Source organism: Aridibaculum aurantiacum, from assembly GCF_017355875.1.
GTDB lineage: Bacteria > Bacteroidota > Bacteroidia > Chitinophagales > Chitinophagaceae > Segetibacter > Segetibacter aurantiacus.
In genome coordinates, this window is record NZ_JAFEWC010000002.1 from 130,924 (window position 1) to 146,357 (window position 15,434).

18 protein-coding genes and 1 tRNA gene are annotated in these 15,434 nt (G+C 41.5%); 8 read left to right on the top strand and 11 right to left on the bottom strand.

The features are described 5' to 3' along the window. Positions 1-43: 43 nt before the first annotated feature. Both J4N22_RS12215 and J4N22_RS12220 read right to left on the bottom strand, forming a co-directional pair. A complete protein-coding gene (locus J4N22_RS12215; RefSeq protein WP_207494947.1) occupies positions 44-448 on the bottom strand; it encodes a hypothetical protein in 405 nt (134 codons plus the stop codon). A gap of 226 nt (positions 449-674) precedes the next feature. After that, entirely contained in the window at positions 675-1,121 is a 447-nt protein-coding gene (locus J4N22_RS12220; protein WP_207494949.1) for a response regulator, read from the bottom strand. 557 nt (positions 1,122-1,678) lie between these two features. On the opposite strand from J4N22_RS12220, the gene J4N22_RS12225 reads away from it, so the two are divergent. The 4 genes from J4N22_RS12225 to J4N22_RS12235 all read left to right on the top strand — a co-directional run bounded on the left by J4N22_RS12225 (position 1,679) and on the right by J4N22_RS12235 (position 3,468). Beyond that, positions 1,679-1,915, top strand: coding sequence for a hypothetical protein (locus J4N22_RS12225; RefSeq protein WP_207494951.1), 237 nt, complete (start codon positions 1,679-1,681; stop codon positions 1,913-1,915). A 173-nt stretch (positions 1,916-2,088) separates the two neighbouring features. Continuing rightward, a complete protein-coding gene (locus J4N22_RS12230) occupies positions 2,089-2,682 on the top strand; it encodes an AraC family ligand binding domain-containing protein (RefSeq protein ID WP_242692210.1) in 594 nt (197 codons plus the stop codon). A gap of 44 nt (positions 2,683-2,726) precedes the next feature. Next, complete coding sequence (locus J4N22_RS19935; protein WP_242692211.1) at positions 2,727-2,972, top strand: helix-turn-helix domain-containing protein; 246 nt, start codon at positions 2,727-2,729, stop codon at positions 2,970-2,972. 4 nt (positions 2,973-2,976) lie between these two features. Beyond that, the gene (locus J4N22_RS12235; RefSeq protein ID WP_207494953.1) at positions 2,977-3,468 is read left to right on the top strand and encodes a DUF983 domain-containing protein; all 492 of its coding nucleotides are present in this window, start codon (positions 2,977-2,979) and stop codon (positions 3,466-3,468) included. A gap of 231 nt (positions 3,469-3,699) precedes the next feature. On the opposite strand, the gene J4N22_RS12240 is transcribed toward J4N22_RS12235, so the two are convergent. The 4 genes from J4N22_RS12240 to J4N22_RS12255 form a co-directional block, all read right to left on the bottom strand. Further along, positions 3,700-3,773, bottom strand: a tRNA-Asn gene (locus J4N22_RS12240). Positions 3,774-3,854: 81 nt separating this feature from the next. Next, complete coding sequence (locus tag J4N22_RS12245) at positions 3,855-4,214, bottom strand: Rieske (2Fe-2S) protein (protein WP_207494957.1); 360 nt, start codon at positions 4,212-4,214, stop codon at positions 3,855-3,857. Beyond that, positions 4,214-5,404 (bottom strand): GTPase HflX, encoded by a 1,191-nt coding sequence (gene hflX / locus J4N22_RS12250; RefSeq protein WP_207494959.1) that lies wholly within the window; start codon positions 5,402-5,404, stop codon positions 4,214-4,216. Before hflX ends, J4N22_RS12245 begins: the two co-directional genes overlap by 1 nt. Positions 5,405-5,496: 92 nt before the next feature. Next, complete coding sequence (locus tag J4N22_RS12255) at positions 5,497-6,243, bottom strand: outer membrane beta-barrel protein (protein ID WP_207494961.1); 747 nt, start codon at positions 6,241-6,243, stop codon at positions 5,497-5,499. A gap of 252 nt (positions 6,244-6,495) precedes the next feature. On the opposite strand from J4N22_RS12255, the gene J4N22_RS12260 reads away from it, so the two are divergent. The 4 genes from J4N22_RS12260 to J4N22_RS12275 all read left to right on the top strand — a co-directional run bounded on the left by J4N22_RS12260 (position 6,496) and on the right by J4N22_RS12275 (position 8,699). After that, a complete protein-coding gene (locus J4N22_RS12260) occupies positions 6,496-7,257 on the top strand; it encodes a response regulator (RefSeq protein ID WP_207494963.1) in 762 nt (253 codons plus the stop codon). A 30-nt stretch (positions 7,258-7,287) separates the two neighbouring features. Further along, positions 7,288-7,653: a response regulator transcription factor gene (locus tag J4N22_RS12265; protein ID WP_207494965.1), complete on the top strand. Its 366-nt coding sequence runs from the start codon at positions 7,288-7,290 to the stop codon at positions 7,651-7,653. A 120-nt stretch (positions 7,654-7,773) separates the two neighbouring features. Further along, positions 7,774-8,136 (top strand): response regulator transcription factor, encoded by a 363-nt coding sequence (locus J4N22_RS12270; protein ID WP_207494967.1) that lies wholly within the window; start codon positions 7,774-7,776, stop codon positions 8,134-8,136. Between the two features lie 113 nt (positions 8,137-8,249). Next, entirely contained in the window at positions 8,250-8,699 is a 450-nt protein-coding gene (locus tag J4N22_RS12275) for a response regulator (RefSeq protein WP_207494970.1), read from the top strand. Positions 8,700-8,741: 42 nt separating this feature from the next. Here J4N22_RS12275 and J4N22_RS12280 read toward each other — a convergent pair whose 3' ends face one another. The 5 genes from J4N22_RS12280 to J4N22_RS12300 form a co-directional block, all read right to left on the bottom strand. Then, complete coding sequence (locus tag J4N22_RS12280) at positions 8,742-12,257, bottom strand: PAS domain S-box protein (protein WP_207494971.1); 3,516 nt, start codon at positions 12,255-12,257, stop codon at positions 8,742-8,744. A gap of 22 nt (positions 12,258-12,279) precedes the next feature. Further along, a complete protein-coding gene (locus J4N22_RS12285) occupies positions 12,280-12,741 on the bottom strand; it encodes a response regulator (protein ID WP_207494973.1) in 462 nt (153 codons plus the stop codon). A gap of 1 nt (position 12,742) precedes the next feature. Then, entirely contained in the window at positions 12,743-13,894 is a 1,152-nt protein-coding gene (locus tag J4N22_RS12290) for a sensor histidine kinase (protein ID WP_207494975.1), read from the bottom strand. Positions 13,895-14,209: 315 nt separating this feature from the next. Next, a complete protein-coding gene (locus tag J4N22_RS12295; RefSeq protein WP_207494977.1) occupies positions 14,210-14,656 on the bottom strand; it encodes a response regulator in 447 nt (148 codons plus the stop codon). 147 nt (positions 14,657-14,803) lie between these two features. Then, positions 14,804-15,433, bottom strand: coding sequence for a response regulator (locus J4N22_RS12300; RefSeq protein ID WP_242692212.1), 630 nt, complete (start codon positions 15,431-15,433; stop codon positions 14,804-14,806). Position 15,434 lies beyond the last annotated feature (1 nt).

Below are 15,434 nucleotides of genomic sequence, written 5' to 3' on the forward strand. Positions count from 1 at the left end.
GGAAAGCTGAGCCAGCTTTCCCTTTTACAAAAATGTGGTAGTTCTACTTTTTGTTTTGAAGCTTATTTGCATTGGCTGTTACAAACTTGATCCTGTCCTGGTCGCTTAGTACACCTACAACAACCTGGTTCTTGTTCAGGATATTTGCATTCCTCAACAGGTTGCTTAAGTCTACAGATACATTGTTCAATACGTTGTTTCCATTAAGGGCATCATTCAGCAGGCTGATCTCTGCGTTGTTCAATACATTTTGAACATTGACTACATCCTGTACAGTTACATTACTCACGTTCACCGAAAGGTTGCCCAGGTTGATCAATCCGTTCTGTGTGGTTACCTGGCTCAGTGACTGTGTTAGCGTTTGTGCTGTACTGGTTTTCTTTTGTTGTGCATCGGCATTTACTGCAAACATTGCAAGCAGTGCAAAACTCATTAATAAGGCTTTCATAGTTTCTCGTTTTTAAATTGAAAAAATTTGTACTGCCTTACACTAGCAACAACCGAGCCTCATATTAATGAAAATAATAAAACGATGTGGTGTAGGTACGCTTCAGGCAGGTTGAAGTTCCTGTTTCTGTGAGTGAAAATGAAGAATGAAACATATACTATTTGCAGCAGATGATCTCACACATAACAAACAAGAGCATCCTTAATTTTCATCAGGCAAATACGTATTACTTCGCCTCTCGTATCAGGAACTCTTCTCTCCTGATAAATTCCCGTGGATCATGGCTAAGCTGCCCGAAAAGACGGTTTAGCAGGTTGAGCAGCGATCCATAGCTGGTAGGTTTTATCATATAGAAACGTGCACCGAAATTGTAACATTCTTCAATGTCTTCTTCGTTGCGTGACGTTGAGTATATAACAATGGGCACTGAATCGATGTAGTGCGTTTCCCAAAGCGTCTTCAGGCATTGTTTGCCACTTTTGCGTGGTATGTTCAGGTCAAGGAAAATAAGGTCAGGCTTGGGATTAGTATCCAGGTATTCGAGCAACTGAACGCCATTACGAACGTTGGAGATTGTTGCCCTGGTTGTCTTAACCAGCGCATCTTTGAAGAAAAGAAAATCATCTTCATCGTCCTCTGCTACAAGTATGTGGCTCTTCTTGTTGAATATCATAAGGAGATTGTGAAAATACTAATGAGTAAAAACTAAACCATGAGCGCTACTTGCTATACAAAGCACTTGCCAGTAATTGACAAACAATTTGCGCATATTTTTTAACCACATGTTCAAAACTAAAAAGAAGGCATGGAGCCTTCTATTTAGCAGTATTATCATACAAGATTATTTTCCTGTAACTGTATCAACCACCTTGTCTAATACAGATTCGCTTGCACCAGCCATGTGTTTACTTTGTGCATGTGCTTCTTTACCAGGCACTTTAGCAGGTTTGCCATTGTTGTAAAAATGTGAGGAGCTTTTCCAGCTATCGGTGCCTGCATGTATCTCTAAAACCTGGTAGTATTAAACTCGTTGTAAACGCCATAACTGCATTCAATAGTAATCCTGCACGTATCCCACTTTAGCATTTGCATTGGACATATAAAACCTATGTTTGCTTTAATAATATAATCCGGTTCCTTTTCTTCTTTTGGTATACCTAACAACTAGATCATTAGCGGCAAAATAAATTACAGCTAATGGTCAAAAAATACATCGTCTCAAAAAGGTCAATGGACTTCGAATTATTCGTTGATGGAACAGTTGAAGTGAAAGCTTTACCTAATGAAGCTTTTAGCGAGGAAACAATTATGTTGTTTGCAGAAGTACACAAAACCTTCATCAATTATCACCGCATCAGGAACAACCAGCAAGACCTTCTAGAATTAGCAGTTATGTATTTCGAGAACAAAGGTTTTGAAATAAAGGAAAATGGCGTAGAAAATACAATGCCTCCCGAAGCAGAATAGCTGTCCTTACTTAATAGGCTAATGCTTAGGCTACTATCTCATTTCACTCGCCCTCGTATTCTACATCTCATAACAGTTAAAATATCTTAATCAGTAAAAACTACCATTAACACCATAAATACTACCCCTGCTCGTGGTAATTGCCTTGTAGCTTTGTATCACAAGTAAGGGTAATGTCAAAGCAAAATCTTCCAACATATAGTATCAGTACTTTAAGAGAAGCCCAACTTTCTCCAAAAGATTTTGTTGCAGATCATTTTGCGCATTACCTGGATGAGCACAAGAATTTGAAGTTTCCACACAAGCATTCTTTCTATCATCTTGTCTATTTCACTAAAGGCTCAGGTAGTCACTCCATAGACTTCGTGACCTTTCCCGTTGATCAAGGTCAGATTTATTTTATGGCTCCGGGCCAGGTACATAGCTGGGATTTTACATCAAAGTCTGACGGGTATATCGTGAACTTTTCCGAAGAATATATCAATGCATTGGTTGCAGATCCAAGGTACCTCGACCAGTTTAATTTCTTTTCGGGCATAGCAGCAGAACAGGTGATAATAATACCAGAAGAAGACAGAAGAAGAGTAGAGCAAACTTTAGAAACAATTGTAACTGAAGGCAAATCTAAGGAAGCCTTGAAAGATGACTTTGCAAGAACAGCTTTACTTCAACTCTTGATACTGGTAAGCAGGTATGAAATCAAGGAAGACCGTAAAGAAAAAAGCAGTTATAACTCTGTAGTACTAAGAAATTTCAAAAGCTCATAGAGCAACATTACAGGGAAAAGAAACTAACAAAAGATTATGCTGCCATGCTCTATGTAACACCCAACCACCTCAATGCTTTATGCAAGGATGTAACAGGTCGTCCGGCTGGTGAACTGATACGCGACAGGGTGTTATTAGAAGCAAAACGATTATTAATAAACGCAAAAATGTCCATTTCAGAAATAGCACTTGAACTTGATTTTACAGACAATTCATATTTCACAAAATTCTTTAAGAAGTACGAAGGAGTAACACCTGAAGTTTTCCGAAAGCAAATCATTAAAAAATAACAACATGGAAACGATAACTATTCCACAAGCAGATAATAAAGAAATGACAAGTAGTGAACGAGCACCGAGTATACTTAACCTGTTTGCCTGCAAATGCCCAAGATGTAGAAAAGGGGATATGTTCCAGGATAAGAACCCGTGGCACTTAAAGAACACGATGAAGATGAATAAGGAGTGCCCGGTATGTGAGCAGCCTTTAGATATTGAAGTAGGCTTTTATTTCGGCTCTAGTTATGTTAGCTATGCTTTCACCGTTGCCTTTAGTGTTTTCACATTTGTTGCCTGGTGGTTTACCATTGGTTTTTCTCTTTATGATGACCGGATAATTTATTGGTTGGCAGTAAATGCGTTTTTGCTGGTTGCAGCACAACCCTACTTCATGCGGGTAGCAAGAACAGGATGGTTAGCCTTCTTTGTGCGCTACGATAAAAACTGGTGCACCAAACCGCCTCAACCATTAGAGAGAACGAACAAAGACCAGGAAAACAACTGGTAGGAAGATATCAGAGATGACTTTTTGCTCTTACTTCAGTAAGTGCTTTTTTTTACCAGCTACAGTACTTCTATTCAGCTTCCGTTGTGTCACTCACTTCTACATTCGGTAAGGCTACTGAGCGCCGTAGGTTGCGGCTTAAGGATGCTACCAGGCGGCAATACAATTGCGGGTAAAGCAAGGTTCACAAAAACAAAAAAGCAGCTATGAAACTTCATAGCTGCTTTTCTTTCGCTCCCCCTGTTGGACTTGAACCAACGACCCTCTGATTAACAGTCAGATGCTCTAACCAACTGAGCTAAGGAGGAATTTCCCGACCCGTTTTGTATCGGATGGGGTGCAAAAATAGGAGATAATCTTTTCCGGCAAAATTTTTTTTCGCTTGTTTTTTATCTGAAGATGTCAAGCCAGTTATTCTCCTCAAACCCAATGAAGATGCCGGCTTCACGGGTTTCTACAGGATAGACTTTCAGGTAGTATCCTTCGCCGGTAATGTTGCGTCCATTGTCTAAGCTAAACTTGTAGCGGTGCAGCGGGCAAACGATGTTTCCCAAAGCGTCTAAAAAGCCATTGGCCAATATTCCGCTGGCATGCGGGCATTTGTGTGCGCATGCTTTTATGCTGTCTTGAATGCGTGCTAGCGTTACTGTTTTACTACCCACCTCTACCACGGCCAGTCCGTTTGGCTGCCAGCCAATTGCATCTATATGATCTGTGAGCTTGTGCCACTTAATCTTCTTTTCAGCCATTAATAAAAGTATTCTGACTTGTACGGGTAACGGATCTGGTACATATCCCGCACCTTGTTCAATATCGTTTGGCGCAACTCGTCGATGTTGCTGCGTTCAAGGGCAGATACAAATACACAATTGCCTTGCGTCAGGTTTTGCCACTTCTGTTTCAGGTCGCTGCGTATCTCTTCTTTTACATCGTCTTCCAGCCATTGGTCGAAGGTGTTCTGCTCGTACAGGTCCATCTTATTGAAGATGGTAAGCATAGGTTTATCAAAGGCTTTCAGTTCCTGCAGCGTCTTGTTTACCACAGCGTATTGGTCTTCGTGTTGCGGGTGCGAAATGTCTACCACGTGCAGCAGGATATCTGCTTCACGCACCTCGTCAAGTGTACTTTTAAAACTTTCTACCAGGTGGTGAGGCAATTTCCGGATGAAACCTACAGTATCGCTCAGCAGGAAAGGCGTGTTCTCAAATACAACCTTGCGGGTGGTAGTGTCAAGCGTGGCAAACAGTTTATTCTCCGCAAAAACCTCGCTCTTGCTAAGCAGGTTCATGAGTGTGCTCTTGCCAACGTTGGTGTACCCTACCAGTGCCACACGAATGAATTCTCCCCTGTCTTTACGCTGGGTAAATGATTGTTTATCTATTTCTGCCAGGCGCTTACGCAGCAGGCTGATTTTATCTTTTACTATACGCCTGTCGGTTTCTATCTCGGTTTCACCCGGACCCCTGCTACCAATACCACCTCCCTGCCTTTCAAGGTGCGTCCACATACCGCGGAGGCGCGGAAGAATGTACTGGTATTGCGCCAGCTCTACCTGCACCTTGGCCTGCGCTGTGCGTGCACGGCTGGCAAAAATGTCGAGGATAAGATCGCTTCGGTCTATGGTGGTTACACCCAGAGCTTTGGAAATATTAGAAATCTGAGAACCGGTTAATTCATCGTCGAAAATTACCAGCTGGATATCTTTCGAGTCTACAAACTGCTTTATCTCTTCCAGCTTTCCTTTACCTACAAAAGTTTTACTATCAGGATGCGCCAGCTTCTGGTAAAATTTCTTGATTGCTTTTGCGCCGGCTGTTTCGGCAAGAAATGCCAGTTCTTCCAGGTATTCTTTTACCTGGTGTTCTGTCTGGTCCTTATGCACCAGGCCTACCAGCACGGCACGTTGTTCTTCATTTATTTTCTTCGACTTATCTATCAAGGCAAATAATATTTATGCTTAAAGGTAATGGACTAAAATACAACAGCCACCGGCTGCTTAACCGGTGGCTGCCTCTATTTTATAAATTCAAATTACAGGCCACTGATGGTAAGGCCAATAGAAAATGGTCTTATTTCAGGCCCTGCACCTTCTTTCAGGAAGTTGGTAATCTGGTATGCAGCATGTACAGAGAAGATGCCATAACCTACACGTGCCGTTGCTGAAACGCGGGTAGAGTTGATGAACTTCTTGCTTTTTTCTTTCTCGATGTAGTTGTTGATCGATGTTCCGTTTTTATCCTGCAGGTTCTTGCCTTTGGTGTGTGCGCTTAGTAGCGTCCCTACTTTGGCGCCAATGGCTATTTTATAAGACTTACTAGGTTCCAATGGATTGCTGGTGAAGCGCAGTTCAACCGGCGCTTCCAGGAATACAGTAGCTAGTTTAAACTTCTTAAAGTGATTGCTGCTATCCAAGTTGGTAAAAGGCAATCTTGTTCCAGGAGCTTTCAAGTCGATATAAGTACGGTTGAAGAACATATTGCTGCTTCCAATACCGGCACCAAAACCTACACTCATACGTGGGTTGGTTTTAAATGGTTTGTCGAGCATGAAATACGCGTTGAAATGCCTTGAGAAACCAGAAGTGCGGATGCTGTCCGGAGTACTTCCCCAGCTGTCAGCACCAAATTGAATAACAAAATGATCATTACCCCTATTGCTCAAATCTACATTTCTCCAGTCAGGACGTGTGGTGGGCGCCGTTGCAACTGTAGTATCCTGCTGTGCGTAAGCCGCCTGCAAACCCATAAATAAAGCAGCAGTTAGTAAGAGTTTCTTCATAATTGTATGTTGGTGATGCTTGCAAATGCTTTAGGCTACAAGCTTTTATGGTTTTTGAGTGTGGCAAAAATAGCAGAATTGACTTCATAGGCTTGGTTAAAATAAAGTCAAAGAATTGCTGCTGCTGTTTTACTCCAATATGATGATAGTATATTTTGTTTTTAAGGAGAAAATAAGGGCGCCGGGAAAATGAAGTGCACTTTTTTACGTTTATATAAGTTGTAACTGTAAATAAAGAATCAACAGGCAGTGATGTTAGAAGGAAAAACTGTACTTGTGGCGGAAGATGATAAGGTAAGCCAGTTCGTGCTCAAACTTTTACTTCAGCAATTACAAGTGGAAGCGGATATAGTAAATAATGGCGAACAGGCTGTAGAACAACTGAAACATAAGCATTACGATCTTGTGCTGATGGATCTGCAAATGCCGGGTATGGATGGTAAACAAACTACGCAGCATATTCGGGCAGAGTTAAAGAGCGCTATACCTGTTATAGCCATGACTGCTTTTCTTGCCGATGAGGAGAAACAAAATTGCATAAAAGCAGGCATGAATGACTACCTTTCAAAGCCTTATACAATAGAAGTTTTGAAAGAAAAGATGGAAAGAGTGATCGCCGCAAATGACCATAGACTGAAGGCAGATAACGTAGAAGTAAACCTGGAGATGGTATACGAAGTAGCAGGAAATGATGCCGCGTATATAAAGCTCATGCTGGAGACATTCATATCTACCATGCCTGCCAACCTGCAAAAGATAAAAGATGCCGCAAACGCCGGCAATTGGGACCTGATGTATAAATCAGCACATTATTGCAAGTCGTCGCTGTCGGTAATAAAAGTGGGAGAGATGCTGGAGCTTGCAAAGAAGATAGAGCAGGCTGGTAAGACACTGGAGAACCTTGATACGGTTCATGAGCTGATCCACCAGATGGAAAATCAATATAAAATAGCGGAGAGCATACTGCAGGAGAAATTGAACCTGTCAACTTCTTTCACTGCAAGTGCATCATAAAGAATAAAACTATCATTAAGGAACAGAAACATGAAAATACTTGTAGCAGAAGATGAGCCTTTGATGCTGCTGGCAATAGAAGGAAAACTGAAGAACGAAGGTTACGAGGTAACAGGCGTTCCCGACGGCAGGCAAGCCCTGATGGCGGTAGAGCAAAACCTGCCTGACCTCATCATCACCGACATATTGATGCCTTATACTTCGGGGCTTGAACTGATCAGCATTGTGAAATCAGGCACAGCCAGGAATATACCGATCATCGTGCTTTCGGGTATAGGTGAAGAAGATACTGTAATGGAAGCTTTCCAATTGGGTGCTGATGATTTTCTTACAAAACCTTTCAACCCTACTGAATTGACTGTGAGGGTGAAGCGCCTGCTGAAAAAATCTAAATGATCCCAATAAAAATTTATAACTACTGCCCGTTTACTACAATAAGTAAACGGGCTTTTTAGTTTATATACACATAGAAGAACCACTGGCTCTTCCATTACCCCCAACAAATCCAATATTCTAATGAAAGTACTTTTTGTACAAAGCAAGCCTGCTTTGACTGCTGCTTTGCAGTTAACCTTCCTCAGGCAAGGCTACCAACTTCTTTTTTGCAACAGCGCTATAGAGGCCATAGAAACTTTACTAAAACATGATGTGGCCCTGGTAGTGGTAGATATCATGACACCTGCCATAGGACTGGAGTTTGTAAGTACCATCAAGAAATATGAACTGCCCGTGATTGTACTCAGCGCCCTGGGCCACGAAGAACAATTGCAAAAAGCTTTTGAAATGGGAGCTGATGATTATGTGAACCTCCCGTATAGTTTCAATGAATTATCGCTGCGTGTAAACCTGCTGACTAACAAAGTGAAGGCAATGGCTTAACAACTTTAGGTTATAAGCAGATACATGCCTTATAATGCTACAACGCTAGCTTTTCTGGTTATCAGCCGGTTATAATAAGAAGTAGTTTTCAATCTCTAAGAAAAAAGCCTCTTATGAAGTTAGAAGGTAAGGCGAGAGTTAAAAAAATATTGCTTGCAGAAGATGACGAAGACGACTACATGTTTTTCCAGTCTGCTATTGCAGGAGTAAGTACATCAATTAAATTGCTGCGGACTTCCGATGGTATCATGCTTTCTTCTTTACTGGAGTCATCCATCGAGCCCGACCTGATTTTTCTAGACATCAACATGCCTTATAAAAACGGTATTACGTGTCTTAAAGAAATACGAGAGCAGGAGCAGTTTAAGCATGTGATGGTGGTGATGTATTCCACTACAAAACAGAAAAACTTTATTGATGAAAGTTACAGCGCAGGTGCAGATTTTTACCTGCCAAAACCAAGTTCATTAACCGATATAAAGCGACAGGTAAGCGAGCTTTTTTCCAATGAATATCTTATCAACAATTGCAGGCCCCCACGAGAAGAATTTGTTATAGAATAAAAGAAAAACCTTCCGAAGTTCCGGAAGGTTTTTCTTTTACTACTAATCATTCGTTACAGGGCGATCTCCCTTGATGGTTATGATGAACGTGGTTCCCTTATCTACTTCACTTTCTACATCTATAGTTCCACCCAATGCATTTACCTGCGATTTTACAATAAATAATCCCAGTCCTACACTGTCGGAATTATTGTGAAAGCGCTGGTATAACCCAAACAAATTGTTGCGGTGACGCTTCACATCTATACCCAATCCATTGTCAGAAAAACGAAGTTGTACATCGCCATCGGGCAGGTGCTTGGTTTCTATCTTGATCCTTAGCAACCTGGCGGCCGACCTGTATTTGATAGCATTTGATAGCAGGTTGATCAGGATGCTTTCCATGTACGACTTATTGAAAAGAACTACTTCTGCTTCTATGTTCTTTTCAACCGTGCAGGTAGCCTCCAGTATTACGTGTTGCATAGCAGCGCACACATCTTCTACCAGCAGTTTCATGTTGGTATGCGTGGTACTTACATTCACGTTATTTTTTATGATCAGTATCTGTATCAGGTCGTTGATGGTGTTGTTCAATTGCTGGGTCGACAGTTTGAACATCTCGATGATCTGGCGGTTGTTCTCGTCCAGCGCATCGTAGTCCACCAGGCTAAGCAGCCCAATAAGATTAGACAGCGGCGCCCTGAAGTTGTGCGATGTGATATAAGTGAACTGCTTCAGGTCTTTATTAGAACGTGTTAGTTCCTGTATCAGTAATTCACGCTCCTGCACGCTTTGCTTTATCTGCAGTTCGTGTTGCTTCCTTACAGTTATGTCTTTTATCGACCCGATGATCTTCACTGAATAGTTCTTGCTTGTCTCTTTCAATACCTGCGCTTCGTGGTGCACCCAGATAATGTTGCCGTCTTTATCAATTATCCTGTGGTCAAGCGAAAACTGTGACTGCTTAGCAACCGCTTCTTTATAAGCAGCTTTGAAAGCTTCTTTATCTTCAGGGTGAATATGCTCGCAGAAGGTGGCTATAGGAAGTATCTTATCTGATGATTCTTCTCCAATAATCCTAAGCGTTTCTTCAGAACATTCTATATACCTTGGTTCTTTTGAGTCTTGTAATCTCAACTGCCAGCTGCCCACGTGTGCCACACGCTGCGATGCCAGTAACTGGTGCTGGTATTCATGCAGTTTTTCTTCTGATATCTTCCTCTCTGTTATATCCTGCAGAGCGCCTACAAAACGAACGGCTTTGTTATGTTCATCGTAAACCACAGAGCCGCGGTCGAAAACAAAAGCAACTTCTCCATTTTTTTTAATGATGCGATACTCGTCTTGCCAATGAGCCTGTTTATTGTCTATGGCAGAATAAATGCCTTTTACAACCCGGTCCTTATCATCAGGGTGAATGACCATAATGCTTTCTGCGCCTGTGGTGGTACTGCCGGGGTTGCGATCTGCCAATATCCTGTAATAGCTATCGCTCCAATAGATGCTATCATCGAGCAGGTTCCAATCCCAGATAGCATCATTTGTTACCTTGGAAACTATTTCGAAACGCTCGTTGCTGATACGCAGATTCTCTTCTTTCTCTTCCAGTTTTTTGCGCGCTTCTACCTGCTCGGTTACATCTATGGCAAAAACAAAAATGCCTTCTATATTTCCTTCTGCATCTCTGTTTGGCTGGTATACAAAATCGAGATATACATCTTCTAAAGCACCAGTATTTTTCCGGTCAAGCTTTATCAAGGTTTCTTTAGCAGAAAATGATTCGCCGGTTTCGTATACCTTATTTAGCAGGTTAATAAAGCCCTGGCTTTCTACTTCTGGTATTACTTCTTTTACCTTTTTACCAATGATCTTTCTTTTACCTACCAGCTCCAGGTAAATAGGATTCGCTAATTGATATACATGATCAGGACCATGTAAAACAGCAATAGCAGACGGCGCTTGCAGGAAGATATCAGCAAGACGTTTTCTTTCGTTTTCGTATGCCTTTTCTAAACGTTTTTTCTCGGTAGCATTTTTGGCCACACAAAAGAGCCGTTGTTCCTGCTCATCCCACCTGGCAGACCATAGCGTAGGAACAATGCTGCCATTTTTATGAATATACCTGTTCTCAAACATGGTAACAGGATTACCAGCCATGATGTTGTCCCCGGTATGCAAGGTCATAGCTACATCGTCTACATGTACAAAGTCGATGTAATACTTGCCTTCCATCTCATGTGGGTGGTAGCCCCATATTTCAAGCGACGCCGTACTCACATCCCTGAAACGTCCTTCTCCATCTATTGTACAAATGATGTCCAGTGATGAATCCATGATCTTTTCAAGATCCTTTACGGCTGCTAATAACGCCTTGGAAGTGGAGATCAGTTCCTGTTCTGCAAACTTCCTGTCCGTTACATCGCGTATAATCATGGATGTAAGGGTTTCACCCTTTGCATCTATAAAGTTGGCTGAGGATACTTCACCAGGAAATGTTTTGCCTGACTTCCTTTTGAAGATGATCTCACCTTTTGCCGTGCCTTCTTTTTCGCGCTGTGCACGTATGTTAGCAGCATGAACATCAGAAGCATCCAAAATACCTGCACGTCCTGCTTCTATCAATTCAGCTTCAGTCATTTCAAAAATGGCACATGCAGCAGGATTTGCAGCCAATATCTTTCCTTCTTTTGAAAGCATTAAAATTCCATCCATGCTGTACTCAAAGAAAGCCCTGAACTTCTGCTCGTTCTCTTTTAGTACCTGCTCATATTCTTTTCTAAAAGTGATATCCTGGTTAGTACCAACAATGCGTACTACATTGCCGCTTTCATCATATTCTAACAAAGCTGTAGCACGTATAAAATGGATGCTACCATCAGGCCAAACTATCCGGAATTCAGTATTGAATTCTTCTGTTTTATACAATATGTTATTGAACTCTTCCACTACGAAAGCGTAATCTTCAGGGTGGATATATTTCAACCATCCTTCTATGGTACCATCAAAATCATTTGGACCAATACCATACAGTTGATGAATGAAATCATCTACCAGGAACATTCCTGTTTTTACATCAAACTCCCAAATGGCTACTCCAGCAGCTTTGGTAGCTAGTAGCAATTTATTATTTAACTGTTGCTGGGTTTTTCTTGCTGAAGTATCGCGTACATATGATTCATCAATGATGCTCTTACGCTCTTTTTCATACCTATATTTTTCAATAGCGTTTTGTACAGCTATTGGTAGTCTTTTTAGCCTGTCTTTTAAAATATAATCGTCGGCACCCAACTTCAAAATGTTGTCAGCTACCTCCTCACTCATATGGGCAGTAATGAGGATAAAAGGTATGTGGAGCTTGGTAGACTGCAGGTGGGTTAGTGCATCAAACGAATTAAAAGAAGGTAAGGAATGATCGCAAAGAATCAAATCAGGCTTAAAAGAATGTAAAGCCTCTTTATACTCTTCTTCAGTGTCTACTACCAGTTGCTCAAAATTCAGGTTGCTCTTCTTTAGTTCATATGCTGCCATTTCAGCATCGGTCTGTACATCTTCCAGGTGTAGTATCTTATAAGGCACAACAATTACGGTTAAGGGTTGGTTAAGGAGTTGGATTTATTTTGATAGGTGGTTGGTTTACAAGTACCCAGTACATTCCTAAAGTACTTACGGCTTTTGCAAACCCGGCAAAGTCTACCGGCTTTACCACGAAACTGTTTACACCAATCTCGTAGCTCTTAATTACATCCTGCTCTTCTTTAGAGGAGGTCATGATAACAACAGGGATGGTGCGTGTAGCCGGATTTTGTCTCAGCTGCTTCAGTACCTCTATCCCGTCTACTCTTGGCATCTTTATGTCAAGCAGTATTACCTTAGGCAGTTTAGGCTCTTGTCCTTCATATTCACCATGCGAAAAAAGAAAGTCTAATGCTTCTGCACCATCCTTCAGGTGAACGAGGTTGTTAGCCAGGTTTACTTTCTTCAACGAGCGGATCACTAATTCTGCATCACTCATGTTGTCTTCTACTAAAAGTATTTCCACTGCGTTGCTGTATCTGTTCATGCTATATCTTGGGTAAATTAAAGTAAAAAGTAGCTCCTTCGTTCTCTACAGCTTCAGCCCATATGCTGCCGTTGTGTTTGCTGATGATTCGCTTTGCAAGTGCAAGTCCTAAACCTGTTCCTTCAAATTCATCAGTACGATGAAGCCGCTGAAAAACACCAAACAATTTGTTCGCATATTTCATATTGAAACCAGCGCCATTATCTTTTACATAATAGGTGCTATAACCGGGTGTTTCTATTGTTCCTATCTCAATAACAGGTAGCTCTTTTTTTGAACTGTACTTGATAGCATTGCCTAAAAGATTGACCCAAACCTGCTTCAGCATATTAGCATCACCCCTGCCAGCAGGTAGCGGGTGAATGATAATCTCATGCTTCTTTTTTTCGTGCTGAAGCAGTTGATCTAAGCATTCCTTTGCCATGCCTGTCATATCTATATCATTATACAGCATCTCAAGCCGCGACATGCGTGAGAAAGTAAGCAGGTCATCTATCAGACTTCCCATCATCCGGGTATTGGAAACGATGGCATTGATGATCCTGTTGCCTTCTGCATCCAGTGTTTCACCATAATCTTCCTGCAGCATCATAGCATAACCACCTATAGCACGTAAAGGAGTGCGCAGGTCGTGCGATACTGAGTAAGAGAATGCTTCCAGCTCCTGGTTTACGGTTGCCAGTTCTTTGGTTCGCTGCTTTACTTTTTCTTCCAGTTGATCGTGAAGCAAAGCGTTTTCTACTTCCAGTTGTTTTTGAATGGTGATATCGCGTGTGGCATGGGCAAAACCCAGTAGCACGCCATCAGCATTATATAAAGCAGAAATAATGATGTTGATGTAGATCGACTTACCGTCTTTTCTCGTGTGCCATCCATCTTGCTCATGCCTGCCAGATACTCGTGCAGCGGCTAAGTGAAGCGCCGGTTGCTCTTGATTTGCTTCAGCAGGCGAAATGAGTTCGGATATATGACTGCCGATAATTTCATTAGCAGAATATCCATAAATATGCTGCGCTCCCATATTCCAGCTTTTAATTAAGCCGGTGTCATCAAGCATTATTATTCCATAATCCTTGAACTCGAGGAGCAGCCTGAAGATATCTTCAGAAGCTTCCTTTATCATGTATTTTAAGTCAGGGTTATCAATATTCATATGGGCAGTTACACCTTTACAACAACTCCCATTTACACAGGAGTAGCTGCACGGGTGTTTGGGGGACGTTCTTCATAGGTTTGGATTTCTACAGGGGTTATTTTGTAATAGCCTGCCACATGTGGGGGTGCAGTAAGCAGGTTATTATTTTTTCTAATACAAAGAAAGTCTGAATATGTACCGCAAAAAATAGAGCAATCAGTTATTCTTTCGTAGAGAAAAAACTGCTGCTTTTGTCGTTATTATTCTACAAAATGAACTGGAGAATTTGGCCAATTAATTTGTGGTTAATCAGACATTAATTACTGCTGAAATTCAATTCTTTTTATAGTCCTGGCTTAATAAGAGATTGACTAATGCAGGTATGGTGTCAAAATCAAATGATTTATCAGCAAAGTGAATCGCACCTAATTTTCGACATAGGTCCCGGTAATAAGTAGTGTGGAGGTTTGTTAAAACTATAACATGCATGAAGGGATCAAACTGCTTCATATACTTAAGCAGTTTGATCCCCTCATTGTCAGGAAGATCAATATCTACAATAGCCACCTTTGGCAGGTGATTTACCAGTAGCTGAATGCTTTCTGCATATGTGCTACAGCTATATAAATTTATTATGGTCTTTATCTCGCCCAGCATCTCCTGCATTTTCCAGCAGGTAAGTGGAGAGCTGTCAACCAATAAAACAGAATGTGGCTGCACTGCATAGCTTTTTTGAAAGCCATGACACGATGAAGATTTATCGTAAGATGTGTTTGCCATATTATTGATCACCGGAGATTTTGGGACTAGGGGGCAAAGTAGGTAGATATACCCTCCAACAGGTAAGATGAACCTGCAGAAATAATGTAGAGAAACGAGATAAATTTATGTAGTAAGATAACTACAGGCTGTAGTACTGGAGGAATATTATATTAAACCGTTTGCTATTGCATATTGAGTTAGATCAGCATTGCTTTTCATATTCATCTTAGTAAGAATTCTTGACCTGTACGTGCTGATGGTAGTTACACTCAGGTGAAACATTTGTGCAATGTCGGAAACAGCTTTTCCTGCTGCCAGCAGTTTTAGCACTTCAAATTCCCTGTCTGATAACTGCTCGTGCAATGGCTTATCAGTGTCTTGTCCAAGTGAAGAAGCCATCTTTTCTGCTATAGAAGCGGTGATATATTTTTTGCCTGCTAACACTCTATGCACTGCATTTACCAATTCGTCCGGAGCAGACTCTTTGTTCAAATATCCTGATGCGCCGGATCTCAATACTCTTATTGCATATTGTTCCTCCGGGTACATACTAAGAACCAGTACAGGCATCCGCGGGTGTAGTTGCTTTAGTTGTTGAATACTTTCGAGGCCGCTACGTCCCGGCATAGCAAGATCTGTTATTACTACGCTCCAAGTTTGCAGCATAGCTTTTTGAACCAGCTCTTCGGCGTCGGTAGCCTCTGTTATCTCTGCTGCAGGAAAAGCTTCTTGCAACAAGTTGCGAAGCCCACGCCTTACAATGGCGTGATCATCAGCAATTAGGATCTTCAACATG

Coding starts and splice junctions, on each gene's coding strand:
- J4N22_RS12215 (WP_207494947.1), bottom strand. CDS start 448: ATGAAAGCCTTATTAATGAGTTTTGCACTGCTTGCAATGTTTGCAGTA.
- J4N22_RS12220 (WP_207494949.1), bottom strand. CDS start 1,121: ATGATATTCAACAAGAAGAGCCACATACTTGTAGCAGAGGACGATGAA.
- J4N22_RS12270 (WP_207494967.1), top strand. CDS start 7,774: ATGAAAGTACTTTTTGTACAAAGCAAGCCTGCTTTGACTGCTGCTTTG.
- J4N22_RS12290 (WP_207494975.1), bottom strand. CDS start 13,894: ATGAATATTGATAACCCTGACTTAAAATACATGATAAAGGAAGCTTCT.
- J4N22_RS12275 (WP_207494970.1), top strand. CDS start 8,250: ATGAAGTTAGAAGGTAAGGCGAGAGTTAAAAAAATATTGCTTGCAGAA.
- J4N22_RS19935 (WP_242692211.1), top strand. CDS start 2,727: ATGCTCTATGTAACACCCAACCACCTCAATGCTTTATGCAAGGATGTA.
- J4N22_RS12260 (WP_207494963.1), top strand. CDS start 6,496: ATGTTAGAAGGAAAAACTGTACTTGTGGCGGAAGATGATAAGGTAAGC.
- J4N22_RS12295 (WP_207494977.1), bottom strand. CDS start 14,656: ATGGCAAACACATCTTACGATAAATCTTCATCGTGTCATGGCTTTCAA.
- J4N22_RS12245 (WP_207494957.1), bottom strand. CDS start 4,214: ATGGCTGAAAAGAAGATTAAGTGGCACAAGCTCACAGATCATATAGAT.
- J4N22_RS12225 (WP_207494951.1), top strand. CDS start 1,679: ATGGACTTCGAATTATTCGTTGATGGAACAGTTGAAGTGAAAGCTTTA.
- J4N22_RS12285 (WP_207494973.1), bottom strand. CDS start 12,741: ATGAACAGATACAGCAACGCAGTGGAAATACTTTTAGTAGAAGACAAC.
- J4N22_RS12230 (WP_242692210.1), top strand. CDS start 2,089: ATGTCAAAGCAAAATCTTCCAACATATAGTATCAGTACTTTAAGAGAA.
- J4N22_RS12265 (WP_207494965.1), top strand. CDS start 7,288: ATGAAAATACTTGTAGCAGAAGATGAGCCTTTGATGCTGCTGGCAATA.
- J4N22_RS12300 (WP_242692212.1), bottom strand. CDS start 15,433: ATGTTGAAGATCCTAATTGCTGATGATCACGCCATTGTAAGGCGTGGG.
- J4N22_RS12255 (WP_207494961.1), bottom strand. CDS start 6,243: ATGAAGAAACTCTTACTAACTGCTGCTTTATTTATGGGTTTGCAGGCG.
- J4N22_RS12235 (WP_207494953.1), top strand. CDS start 2,977: ATGGAAACGATAACTATTCCACAAGCAGATAATAAAGAAATGACAAGT.